Source organism: Geobacillus thermodenitrificans subsp. thermodenitrificans DSM 465 (assembly GCF_000496575.1).
GTDB classification, from domain to species: domain Bacteria; phylum Bacillota; class Bacilli; order Bacillales; family Anoxybacillaceae; genus Geobacillus; species Geobacillus thermodenitrificans.
In genome coordinates this window covers 1-13,184 of sequence record NZ_AYKT01000031.1, presented here as the reverse complement: position 1 = coordinate 13,184, position 13,184 = coordinate 1, and the positions used below count along the sequence as shown (strand labels likewise).

Genomic DNA, 13,184 nt, shown 5'->3' with positions numbered 1-13,184 from the left:
CCCCAGTGACCGGATCGTACTCGCCGAATAGTCGTTGCACGTCGTACCATCCGAGAAACTCCAACCCCAATTCCTTCATATTGTCGGCGAGCGTTTGGTCCGCTTGGCGCATCGCGGCGGCGGTGCGATACAGAAGTTCTTCGGCTTCGTTCAGTTTGTCTTCATAACGCTTCAGCCAATGAACGAGTTCATCCCTCAGCTCTTCGATCGCGGGTGTGCTGACGCCCGGGAGATTCATCACAAGGGAGGAGAGCTCCCACGATAACGTCGTCCGTGCCCGTTGGCACGCATCTTCCGCTTCGGGAATATGTCCGGCGACCGTTTCCAACTCATCAGGCTTCAATCGAATCATAGTGGATTACAACTCCTCTATCTTTCGACGAAGACGGGCGATTTCCCTGCTGATTTCGTCAACCAATTCATCCGCCGTCGTCCCAATTCGTGTCTCGAGTTGCTTTAAATCAGCATAAATCCACTCATACGCTTCCCGCGCCTCTCCTTGCCAGTGCGGAATATATTCATCGTTGGCGCGATGAAAGCTGCGAATGCCATCTCGGAATTCTCCCATTGCTTCATGCACTTGCCCTTGGTAAGACCGTAAAATGGAGATCGCTGTTTCGTATGCTCTCCTCTTTATTTCCTTTTCAATTGACTCTAACGTCGATGACACTTGGATTCCCTCCCCAATTTCATGTTCCTCACTCATCGTCTCACCTGTCCGCAATGCCCCCTTGCATCCCCCGTTAAACTCCTTAACGGACAAACTGTTTCATTCGGGGGACGACGATCGCAAACATCGCTGCAAGCAGTGCGAAAATGAGAATCCCAAACACCCAAAGCAAATGGGACGAATTCGTTGCTTCCTCCTCATTCGATGCGGGACGAGACGAGGTGGTTATTTCCTTCGCTGATGAAAACAGCTTTAACTTTTCGGCTTTCGTGGTGATCGTATTGGTGTTTCGCTCTGAAGATAAAAACAATTGCGCTTTTGTCCGCTCCAAAACAGAAGGAGTCGATCGCTGAAATGTCAATGTCAACTGTTCTTTTGGAAGCTCTTTTTTCCCGTTTAAAAGTGACTGCTCCCGAATATAGTCTGTGCGCAATTCAACGGGGTTCCTCTCATATTGGTTTGGTTCCACTGATGGCCCTTCATCCGCCTTTACCTCCTTCGCCACTGTCATTAACAACAACAGGACAAGAAGGAAAGGGAACGAAAAACGCCCCTTATCCTTCATACATTTCCCCCTCCTCTTGTTGGTCGGCAAGGCGATGTTTCAAAAACGGGACAGCCGCCATCAATAATGACAGAACCCCCATCATTACGACGGTCGAATAAAAGATTTGTTGATCTCCGTATTGAATCGATATATACGTTTCTGCAATCGGATGCTCAAAATGGAAGTTAGGCAACACTAAATCGAGCAATGGAGTGATGAAGAAAAGTACAAGCCCGACTCCAAGAATCCAACCGGTAAACGGTCCGATCAAAAATGCCAATCGAACCATCGAAGAACAGAAGAATAACAAAACGATCGTCAACACGCTCCACTTGATGGCTCGCACATCTTGCATCGGATAAATTTTCAAGCTATAGATATTGATGATTAACCCAACCACCACATTCATCAGGAGCAATAGAGCAAGCTGCAACATGAATGGGCTATTAGAATAATAATGAAGGAAGAAACCGATGAGCATGCCGCACAGCAAAACAATGATCAACACTACAACCGGCGGCGTATACGTCGTTTGTTCCTCTGGTAAATCGCCCCTTACTTGCACAGGGTTTGTTAAATAATCGTACACATAGCCATTGGCCTGTTGATCGATCATCGTGTTGTTTAAAAGGCGATATACGTCATTGCGAATTTGCTTTGTCGTATTCACATTGGCCGCCCATTTATCATTCAATTCGTCTGCTTTCGTTTGAACTGAATCTATTTTTTCATGCAGTTCATTTGTATAATCAACAATGTGATCTTGATCTTCGGCAATCGAGGCGATGAGATCGGAAATTTGTTGTACATCTTGCATCGTGTTTTGTTGGATCGTTATGACAAATTCCCCATCGTTTCCTCTCCAAATCTCTTCTGTTTGTTGTCCTTCATTTACCGCCTCTTGCAGTTGCATCGTCACTTCGCTCACCGCATCGCTGAGCTCCTGCAACTGGCCTGTGATCGTCTCTTGCATTTTTTGCACGTTTTCATCGTATTCCTGTATATACCCAAGCGTTGTCTCTATAAATGATTCTGTACTTTCTTCAGCCGCTTCCACTTCTTTCAGCGAAGACGCTGAGTGTTGCTCCAGCTCCTCAAAATACCCTCGCACATCCGATAGCATCTGGAAAATAGCATCTCTTTGATTCCAATTCATCAAGAGCTGATCAACTAACTCTTCATCAAAACGAGTTGTTTGCTGCACTGCCTCGTCGAAAATCGATAACCATGCAAAATAGTCTAGAAGATCGGCTGTATTTCGATTTTGAATCACCGCTTCAAAATGAGATGACAACACTTGTTTGCGGCTTTCTGGCAGCGCCGGCGACGCGAGAACCGCCTGTTCCTTTTCCTTGATTTGCTGCACAATATCGTCGATCGAATCGGCTTTTCCTTCAGTTAATTGTTTGTTCAGCTGTTCGACGAGTTGCGCATATTTTTGCTGCCATTGCTGTTGCAAAGCGAGTTGTTGTTGCCACGCTTGTTTCGTCTTTTCCATTTCCGTCTCAAGTTGGCTTATCGAACCTTCAATATGCTCCCAGCTTTCCTGCGGACTCTGCGGTTTGAACGCTTGCCATTGTGCTTTCAAATTGGCAAGTTGTTGCTGCAATGCATCCAACAAATTCTCATCGGCAGGTTGCGGTGGCGCTTCAATTGGTGCCGGTTGCTCTTCGTCTGTTTGGCCCGGGGAAGGAGATTGCAGTTTTTGGCGAAACTCAATGAGCGACTGCTGCAAACGATCGAGCGTTTGATTGTTGACTTCTATCTGATACTGACGAACAAACTCTTTCTTCCATGTGAGCAACTGTTCAAATTGTTCCTGAACCGTTGATTGTTTCAGCTGCTCATTGAAGGTCATTAGTGATGTGTGGCTTTCTGCCACCGTGTTTCGCAAAGTGGTGATTGATTCAAGTAAATTTTGCTCTTGATGGCGAACGTCCGGCTTCACCTCCCATGGCTTCCCGAGCATCAAATCCATTCGTTCGTTAAATCTCTTTTTGTATTCATGAATCCCCTCTTGCAGAAGTTCGTTTTGCCGTTGTTGATATTCCCTGTATTGGCTCAGGCTGTCAACAAAAGCGGTGATTTCTGCTTCCGCCTCTTCGATTCCTTGCAAAGTGCCAGCGGAAGAATCTTTCGCATTGTTCGATGCCTCAAGCAGCTCCTGCAGCATATCTTTTTGCCTTTTAATCTCTTCGGCGAGTTTGGCTGAGCTAGGGGTATAAAAAGCGTACATCGCCTTCTGGAACGCGATTTCTTTTTCTAAGATGTCGTTAAATTTCTTCCGAATCGCCGCTATCTCTTGCGCCACGTAACTCCAATAGAGGGTGGACATTTTTTGATTGATCATGTTTTTGGATGCTTCAAGTTCTCTTTGCACCCGTTCCCTATGCTTCGCATCCAAATTCGGCTGGATTTTATATTGCACTGTGGCTTTTAATGGTTGCTTGTCATTAAACGATAAAATGTTTCGAGAAAAATCAGAAGGCAAATACACGACTGCATCGTATTCATTGTTTTTCAACCCGTTCTCCGCCTGACTGCGGTTCACTACCGACCAATGGTAACTTGAACGGTCGGCAAGGGCGGGGACGATCTCCTTGCCAAAGAAATAGGTTTTCTGATCGTATTTCGCCCCCATATCTTCATTGACAACGGCAATATGATTGGTCGCCTTGTTTGTTTGTTTCATTGGGTTTTGGCCAATGAAAGCAAAAAACAGTACGGGAAGGCTGACAATGAAGATGATCAATCCAATCAATTTCGCGATTTTCCATTTTCCATTCATATCCGTTCTCCCGATCCTTTGATTTATTCGACTTTTGGAATTTGGATTTTTTGGTCTTTTCCACCAACGACAAAATAGCCAAATCCCGGTTCAATTTCTTGTTCGTTTCTTGTAAAAGGCAATGCAAACAAGCTTTGCTCAGATTTTTTCGTTACGAGAATGGCCTGACGAATTTGTTTCAACTCCGCTGTCAATGCGTCAAACCCTTTCACAAATTCATTGGCATTTCCAGCAACAAACACATGGAATCCAAGATGGCTGTACTGCTTCATCATGTTGGCAATCCGGCCTTGCATGATGCTGTCGGTTTCTTGCTGAAGGCGCAAGAGGCTGTCAACGACGAATACAACCGGCGGCCACGCCAACGTTGTCGCACGATTTTCGTTGACTGCTTGAATATACTCCCTCTCTCGTTGTTGCAACACAGCATCCGCTTCGTTCAACCACTGCGCTAGTCTCTCTTTTGCTTCTATATAAGTAATGTCGTCCCGATTCGCGTAGCCGGCGAGTCCCCGGTCGATTCCATCCAATAAGCCGATGCTTTCCGGTTCTTGCACAAGTAAGGACTCTAAAATGACCTTGACCACGTTTGTTTTTCCTTTTCTTGATTGCCCGACAATCAAGCAGTGCGGATCCGTCCGCATGTTGATCGCCACTGGGCGAACCGTTTGCTCATCGAGCCCAACAGGAATGAATCCTGAAGCTCGGTGTTGAACATACGTGTTTGTAAAGACGGACATTGACAGCCGCGGTGGAAGCATTGGAATCGGTTTTGGCTTCGGTATGTGTTGATATACTTCTTTTAATCGTTCCATTTCTCGTTTGACATTCTCGAGCACTTCGATATCGTCTTCCCCGTCAGCCGGAAGATAGATTTGCGTTAAAGCTGCATTATCTTTTTTTATCAGCGCCCTGCCCGGAATCGGATCAACATCGTACGGCGTTCGCCCAATCAGCGAAAACTTTTCCGAACTGTCAATGAAGTAATGAACAATTTTTGTTTTTAAATTGTTCATAAGCGGCGGGCGAATTCCACTCACTCTTGTCGCTGTCATGATGAAAAAGATTCCAAGGGATTGCCCGTCGCGGGCATATTGAATCAACTGCGTTTCAAAGTCAGGCATTTCCTCTTTTACAACATCAAAATTGTCAAGTGCCACTATAATAATGGGAAGCTTCTCTTCTGACAGCGCATTATATAATTTAATCGTGCTCACTTCTTTTTCCATAAACCGTTGTTTGCGCTGCTCCATTTCCTCTTTCATGAACTTGATGAACTTTTCTATTTTCTTTTCATCGTCTAACCGGAAGTAGTCAGCTGTATGCGGCAACTGGCGCAACGGCAATAACGCGCTGTTTCCAAAATCAAAGATGTAATAATGAAGCTGCGCCGGGTTGTAGGCACCCGCAAAACTTAGAAGTAGCGTCATCATCGTCGTTGATTTTCCGTATCCTGCCGAACCAAAAATACCAATATTCCCATCTTCAAGCCATTGATAGAAATAATCAGACTGACTTTGCAGTTCTGGCTCGTCTTTTAAGCCGATCGGAAAGGCATTGGCCTCCGCTGTCACTGAGGCTGGGCGCGCTAAACGTGGAGGAAGCGGCGGAAGCCATGGGCTTGGTAATTTTTCGATGTTTAATTGTTTTTGTGTCTCAATGATTTGCTCGACTACCATTTCAATTTCCGTTTTTGGCTTTTGGCGGCTTCGCTTCCGATCCGTCGCCACATTCGACACCGGCACAAGACCTAAATCGGTCACGATATGAATTTCATCCTCCGCCTCGACTCCTTCCTCCACATATGGTGCACCGCTCCATGCGGATTGAAACAGTTCGTATACTTCATTATTCCCAACTTGCAGATAAGCTCTTCCCGGCACTGTGATCGCTGCGGCGTCACCATTTCTCAAAATCTCTTTGCTGTCATTTACATCTTGCATTTTTAAGCTGATCCGAAAGCGAGCATTGCTCCAAATTTGTTCGTCAATGACACCCCGTGGCTTTTGCGTTGCCAAAATGAGATGGACGCCCAAACTCCGGCCGATGCGAGCGGCGCTTACTAATTCACGAATAAAGTCCGGCTCTTCGCTTTTCAATTCCGCAAATTCATCGGCGATTAAAAATAAGTGTGGTAAAGGCTGTTCTGCTTTGCCTTGTTTGTACAATTCCATGTAGTCATTAATATGGTTGACTTCATAACGATCAAAAAGGCGCTGCCGTTTTTTCAATTCGCTGTTGATGGACGCGAGCGCCCGAGCGCTGAAGTTTTTGCTGCCATGAATGTTTGTGATCGTGCCGAGTAAATGCGGCATGTTCTTAAACGGTTGCGCCATGCCGCCCCCTTTGTAGTCAATAATTAAAAAGGCGACTTCATGCGGATGGAAATGTACTGCTAATGACAAAATGTACGTTTGCAGCAGTTCACTTTTCCCCGATCCCGTCGTTCCAGCGACTAACCCGTGCGGCCCGTGCGCTTTTTCATGCAAATTTAATTCGACAACGTCGTTTCGCCCCTTCAATCCAATTGGGACGGCCAACGAACGGGACGTTTGACATGACAACCAGTTTTGGACGATCTGCAGCTCATTTGCCCGGCGTGTTTGCATCATTTCTAAGAAAGTTACTTTTTCTGGTATTGAATTGCTCATTCCTTTTTGATGATTCAATGAGCGTAGCATTCGGGCAAATGATTCATTTCCTTCTGTTGAATGCTCATCCAGCTGAAACGGAATATGTGCCGCCTTCCGATGCTGAATGACAATCTCACCTTCCCGCTCGTTAATGTATTGCACGAGCGTATGAACGTTTTCCGTTAAGCTCTCCTTCGTCTCTGAAGCAAAAATAACGGAAATGCCAATGTCTTCATTTTTTTCTTCCAAATACTCTAAAATCACATGTTCCGCAATTAACGAACGGTCGGCTACAATAAACACAAAATGTGGGGAGAACCGTTTTTTGTCTTTCTCTTCGTCCAAGGCGCGCTCCCGCAACATCTCGTATATCGATGACAGCAATTGATCACGCGTCTGCTCGTTATAAATGAGCCCTTTGGCGAATGAATTCGGCAATTGAAAATGCGGGAGCCATTTCATCCATTCCCAATGCTTATAATCATCCTCTGAGAAAATCGCCACAAACCGCACATCATGATAGCTGTGGAAAAACGCGATTTGACCCACCAACTGCTCAATTTCACCGTTCACAATGGATCGTTTCCCAACCATTCCGATCGCTCCGTGTGACACATCAATTGGAAGCGGCACATGTTTTACGGTTTGATACACCTTGGCTATATGTTGTGCCTGCTCCAACAAATCATCGATTTCCCGGTTGGCCAAATCGCCCATGCTCACTGACACCTCATAAGTGGCCGGCACGTCCGCCGTTCCGATTCGCACATGAAGAAAATCGGCGCTCTCCGCCGTTCTTTCCCAAATGCGGCTGTTCACTTGCATGACGAATGATTTCATCTGCTCAAAGGACGGAAAATGATAGTATAATACGTTTCTTTGTTTTTCGGATAACGCTTGAAGCTCTTCCCTCTTTTGCTCCAAGTAATTTGTATAAATGCGCCGACGTTTTTCTTTTCTCATTTGGCGTGCCTTTTTTTCCCGCATATATTGCGCTGTCGATGTTACGATCGTCGTTGCAAACATGGCAATCGAAATCATAATGAAAACGCCCCGAGGCTGTATGAGAGCCACCGCGCCAATCACTAGCAACATCATAACCGGCGGCAACACCATCAACCATAAACCGCGCGGGTCACCATCCCCTTCCTGACTCGGGAATGAAATGCTCACTTTGTCGCTCGGCAACTCATAAATCATACGCGGCGTCCGACGGTACATCGGATATTTTTTCTTCATCTCGGAAAGAGGCGGCATCGTTTCGGTCAGCGATGAAACCACCTCTTCGCTACTGGTCACCGCAAGCAAATCTTCTTCGATAAACACAAACTGCATATATGGACATAAAAGAACATCGCCGTTTCGCAGCGACACAGCATCGGATAGCTGCACCCCATTTAAAAACAATGGAGCATCATCGTCTGGGATGACGACCCATTGTCCCCGATGCTTTCGCAACGAAAAGCGGGCATTCGTTGTCTCAATATCTGCTTGAGGATCATTGGAGACAAGCACCTCGCTTTGTTGCCCGACATAATAAACATATTTTCTCTGTTCTTCACCGCTCCATGCGATCGTCATTTGTTGCCCATCAACGTCAATCGTAATGGAACATCTGGGCTTTAGCTCGCCGATCTGTCGGCCTCCTTGCAACACCGCAAGCGTCGAGCCGTCCGATTTCTTTTCGATTTGGATATATCCGTTGCGAAATGAAAAAGATGAAACGGTCACGTGGTGTTCTAACTGATTGCCAATGACAATGACCTTCTCTTCGTTTGTCAGTGAAAACAGTTGGCAATACGTTTCATACAAAACCCATAGTTGGCTCATACAATCCTCTCCTAAGATGCCCACAGCTGCGCTTTTTTACTTTTGGGACTTTTGATTGTTAGTAACAGACGGTTCATGCGACGATTGCGTTGTCTCACTAGATGAATCAGCGGCTGGCGTGGAGGCTGGCGGCTGTTGTTCGCTTTGTTGTTCTTCCTCTAATTGAGCTTCGCTCTCTTTTCGTTCCCTCTCGTATTCCTTTATTTCCTGATCAATTTCATCCAATTTTTTCTGTTTTTCGTCCCCTGACAAATCTGTATCGCCCTTTATTTGTTCGCGATATTTTAAAAGCGCGTACACAATTAAATCCCGATCCTCTATCGTCCGCGCCAATTCAAGCGCCTCTTCACTTTGACTACGGCCGATGTAAATCCAATACAACATATATTGCTCATCTGTTTTGAGCGTAATATTGTTCGATACCGTTTGACGCTGCTCTTCTGTGAGAGATTCCGTCATGACATAAGAAGAAGCAAGCTCGTACTGAATGACATATGGCATGTCTTCGGGCGCATAATCTTCCAACGTGGTAATGACATCGCTATATTTATTTTGCAAAAACAACTCTGTACTTTGGATATAGGCCTCTTGCTTCGGCTGCGCAAAGAAGAAAGAATAAAATACATAGATGATTGCAGGGATTAACAATCCGATGACCGAAAAAAATATGTACCTTTGCATGTTCCATCTTTTTTTGGGAATGTGCACTTTAGCCCGTTCTTTTGCCTCTTCTTCATCCACCCATTTCTCTAAAACTGCTAACACCGCATCCAAATGATCCGCTTGCCATAATTCCTTCGCAATCGGGGAACATTTCAACGTTTCATGAAACTTCAAGTATTCGTCAAAGCGATATTCGCCTTCCGTCAAAGCAAGCACCGTCGCTTTCACTTCACGAAGAAGGCGCTCGTCATCCCACTCATCAGGGGGCAAACTTTCTTTCACGCCCACATGTAGAAAAAACGGCTCCAATGCCCGGTTAAACATCAGGTTTTCCGGACAGACGATGAAAATCAATCGGCGAGCGGAATGATGCTTCACCTTGGAAACAAGATGGAGAGCGGCTCTGATGCGAGAAAGTAATGTGGTCTTTCTTATCGCCGCAAACGTCAAAAACGATGAAGGCGGTTTGATCACCACTTTTACCTCATCTTCGGATACATCGATGTCCCGCACGATGCAAGGGTCAACTTCCTTTAGCACCTCTAATTCCAACGGATCCTGCATTTTCAATTTGGCGCGCTGAAAGATGACCGTATATGGCTGATCATTGATCATGACAGCATCTAGTTGCGTTTCCAAATACGTCTTTTTTTCACTCATAATAAAATAATGCTCCTTATCCCATTCTCGATGGTTACAAAATCACAATGCGGTCCCCATTGGTAATACCGCTCGCCTGTAATGTCGCACAACCAGGGAAGACCGCTTGTTTATTTTCAACCCGCACCCAGCAGCCTTCCCTCGGTGGCGTCGATATGTTTTTTAACTGCCAAACAATCTCCACCATCTTCTTAATCGAATACAGATCGGATAAACGAAGATCTAGTACATCGTGCGTATAATGGCGAAGGTCAATCGTGACCTGAATATACATGGTTGGGAATCCTCCGATTATATACATGCTCATTGAAAAATGAAGCTTCATTGTTGCCTGCGGCGACCTCCCCATCCGATAGGCGGCACCTACATGGGCTTGGAAGGAATGGTCGCAACACTCACGGTGTTCAAGAGGAACAGCATTGAACTCTTTATCTAACATGCATACAGAAAAAAGCGCCATAATCTTTTGTAAGATTTGTAGCGCTTTTTTCCGAATGTCTCCCTTTATCCGCGAATTTGGCTGGCAATTTGTTGATCCGTGTCTTCCAAGATGGTAGCGGAATTGTGCAATTGTTGCCCCACTTCGTTCAATAGAACAGCCATTTTTTCAAATGATGGGCGCAACTCTTGATACTGTTGGATAAACGCTTCGCTCGAAGCACCTTCCCAAATCCCTTGAAGCGTATGACTCATTTGATCGAGCCTTGCAATGAGTTCGGTGACATTAGAACTCTCAACGTTATATTGTCTGGCAACACCACGCAGTTCTTCCGGTGTGAGACGAATCACGCCTGCCATTTTCCAGTCCCCCTTTAACCAGATTTTTCCCCTACAATTTTAAACAAGAAAATTACCATCAAGCAACAATATAAATACATTTATATAAAAATAAGTATTTTATACCATATTTTATTAATCTCAGTATCTACTTTTTTCATATCCACCTTAATAAAAACGACTGAAAATAAAAAAAATGGTGAATATAGACCTATGTCACTAGGCTCCGACCATTCGAAGGCACTTTTTATCTTGTTCTCTTCCGGCTGTCCCCCTGTTTATCTCCGATGAGAATTTTTATCCCTTCATCTCTCGTACGATTACATCGTAATACAAAGTGATGTTCTGTCCCCTCATATCGTTGATCATATTCGTATAGCGCAGGGCAGCTGTCTTCATGCTGTTTTGATACATTTCACACTGCCATTCGTTCCTCTTTTGATATTGCTCGATCGCTTCATTGGTTTTATCAGCTATTTTTCCCTGCATGTCCTTCATGGCGTCACGGACCACTTGCACTAAATCCCTGTCGCATTCCTGCATTCGATGCAACAGTTGAATAAATCCCGTTGCCTTGTCCATCAAATCTTGCTCCACATCAAAATGGTAAAGCATATTCAATTGTCTCATACGTAACATCCCTCTTTACTCATAGCGCAAATCAAAAAGATTGGCTAACTGCTTGTCTTTCTCAAAAAACTGCTCAAACGCCTGTTTGATGTTGGCGATGAGCTCCCTCCCTTTGGCAATCTCTTGTTCGTAGGACGCAAACATTCCTTCAAACGCATCAGGAATGGACGGATCCATCGTAGGAATCGACTCATGCACATCAATTCGACGCAATACATACACTTGTTGCGCGTCATACGAAAACGAGCCCAACAAGTGCTGGTAGGCGCTTGGGTTTTGTTCCATGTCTTCGATCTTTCTTATGAGCTGTCGCTTTCTCCCCTCAAAATCTTCGACATACTCTTGGATATAAAGCCACTTTATCTGACGCAACACCGCTTCTTTCTCCTCCGTAATGCGCAGCCCCTTCTGATATAGACGTACCGCTGACGATATGTTCAGGCGAATCTTTTTCGTCCCCTTTTCCGTCTCGATCCACCCTACTAAGATCATATTCCCTTGCTTGTCATACTCTCTTCCTTTTGCGCGTGCGAGGGTGTTGATCACCTTATGCAGCGAATGCGCGTCGACACTCGTAACCGCAGCTTCTCTCACATCAGCCATATGTCGGTTAATCGTCTGAAGCCGGGCGAGGATATCCGTCACATAATGTTTGATCTGTTTGAACACGACAAATAGTGCGATCCCCGATGAAAGCCCCCCGAGCGCCATGAACCAAACCGCGTTGTTCCGCACATCGCTCAATATCTGATCCAGCTTCTTGACATCTTGCTCAATATGCTTCACTTCCTGCGAAATCGCTTCTTTTTGTTCCATGGTGAGAAAACCGGAGTCGACGAATGCCTGCAGAATCGCCTCTTTATGTCGCTGCAATATTTTTATATGTTTTAACAATTCCGGGATTTTCTCTCTCATGTCCTTGAACATATCGCTTACTTTTTCCACGATGTCAGGCATGTTCCATACATAATCGCCCACATCATATTGTGTAAGCGATTCGATCCACTCGAGATCGACCCCTGTCATCGCTTGGACGACCCCGTCCAAGCCCTTTTCATTGTATACATCCGCATATTGCGAGAAATACAGTTGAATCGCCTTTACATCTTGATCAGGGATCTTCTCAATCAAGCCCTTGAGGCTCGTAAACTGGTCATTCGTATCGATCCAGTCACGGCTGCCTATATCAATAAATCCCCGTACCCCGCTCACCGCATACAGCAGATCCTCCTCAGCAGTCAAATGATGGATCGAATGTTCATCTACATGTTTCTTATAATATTCCTCCGCAAACGCCTTCAACTCCGCAGGGGGGAGGGAGTAGATGGCGTTAAAGTCTTTATCTTTTAAATTAAATGTCTCGACTAAATCATAGGAGAAGTCTTCGTCTAGATAAGATAACTGGTAAACACTTGGAGGCGCATCGTTAATGACATACACGTGGTCAAATCTTTTTTCGATTAGTTGAAGCATTTGAGAAAGATTGCCACCTAGCGAATGTCCCATCCCGATCGTTTCGAGCGGAATCGTTGCTCTTTTCCGTTTTAATTCCTCTTGAATTTTTTTTGTCACAATTTTATCAAAACGAAGCGCGTAACGATATTGACGATCACTTTGTCCAGCCAAAATGCCAAACATGTTGTATGCCCAATCATGCGGTTTCCACGTATCGTTCTCGTGTTCTTCACTTCCACGAGTAATTGTATATTTTTGATTAATCCCTTGTTTCTCATCGTAAAAATGAACAATCGTGCCATCAAAGCCGAAATCCCTCCCCTTTTTAAAATCGTCTGAATGATAGACTTTAATGTAGTCGGGAGGTTCCTTTCCCGTTTCTTCCATATAAATACGGCGAATTTCCGCTTCCGTCAAATGATCATATTCTAACGCCATGATTCTCGCGCGCAACAGATCGGTATCTAACACTAATTTTTGCGGCATCATCCCCCCTCCTTTCAATCTTGAAATTTAATAGAGTGCATTAAC

At 45.1% G+C, this 13,184-nt stretch carries 9 protein-coding genes and 1 pseudogene; all 10 read right to left on the bottom strand.

Features of this window, described 5'->3' with window-relative positions:
- A pseudogene (locus DSM465_RS0117170) lies at positions 1–352 on the bottom strand (pre-toxin TG domain-containing protein); the annotation flags it as partial.
- Between the two features lie 6 nt (positions 353–358).
- Positions 359–670, bottom strand: coding sequence for a DUF5082 domain-containing protein (locus tag DSM465_RS0117165; protein WP_029761876.1), 312 nt, complete (start codon positions 668–670; stop codon positions 359–361).
- A gap of 82 nt (positions 671–752) precedes the next feature.
- Positions 753–1,235, bottom strand: coding sequence for a type VII secretion protein EssA (gene essA / locus DSM465_RS0117160; RefSeq protein ID WP_008881172.1), 483 nt, complete (start codon positions 1,233–1,235; stop codon positions 753–755).
- On the bottom strand, positions 1,225–4,005 hold the full coding sequence (gene esaA / locus DSM465_RS0117155) for a type VII secretion protein EsaA (protein WP_008881173.1): 2,781 nt from the start codon (positions 4,003–4,005) through the stop codon (positions 1,225–1,227). Before esaA ends, essA begins: the two co-directional genes overlap by 11 nt.
- A gap of 23 nt (positions 4,006–4,028) precedes the next feature.
- Entirely contained in the window at positions 4,029–8,468 is a 4,440-nt protein-coding gene (gene essC / locus DSM465_RS0117150; protein ID WP_011886773.1) for a type VII secretion protein EssC, read from the bottom strand.
- 36 nt (positions 8,469–8,504) lie between these two features.
- The gene (gene essB, locus DSM465_RS0117145) at positions 8,505–9,791 is read right to left on the bottom strand and encodes a type VII secretion protein EssB (RefSeq protein ID WP_029761875.1); all 1,287 of its coding nucleotides are present in this window, start codon (positions 9,789–9,791) and stop codon (positions 8,505–8,507) included.
- Between the two features lie 34 nt (positions 9,792–9,825).
- Positions 9,826–10,065: an EsaB/YukD family protein gene (locus DSM465_RS0117140; RefSeq protein ID WP_008881176.1), complete on the bottom strand. Its 240-nt coding sequence runs from the start codon at positions 10,063–10,065 to the stop codon at positions 9,826–9,828.
- A gap of 230 nt (positions 10,066–10,295) precedes the next feature.
- Entirely contained in the window at positions 10,296–10,589 is a 294-nt protein-coding gene (locus tag DSM465_RS0117135; RefSeq protein ID WP_008881177.1) for a WXG100 family type VII secretion target, read from the bottom strand.
- A gap of 276 nt (positions 10,590–10,865) precedes the next feature.
- Positions 10,866–11,198, bottom strand: a complete 333-nt coding sequence (locus DSM465_RS0117130; protein ID WP_008881178.1) for a hypothetical protein — start codon at positions 11,196–11,198, stop codon at positions 10,866–10,868.
- Positions 11,199–11,213: 15 nt separating this feature from the next.
- Positions 11,214–13,139 (bottom strand): DUF6792 domain-containing protein, encoded by a 1,926-nt coding sequence (locus DSM465_RS0117125; protein WP_035498711.1) that lies wholly within the window; start codon positions 13,137–13,139, stop codon positions 11,214–11,216.
- Positions 13,140–13,184 lie beyond the last annotated feature (45 nt).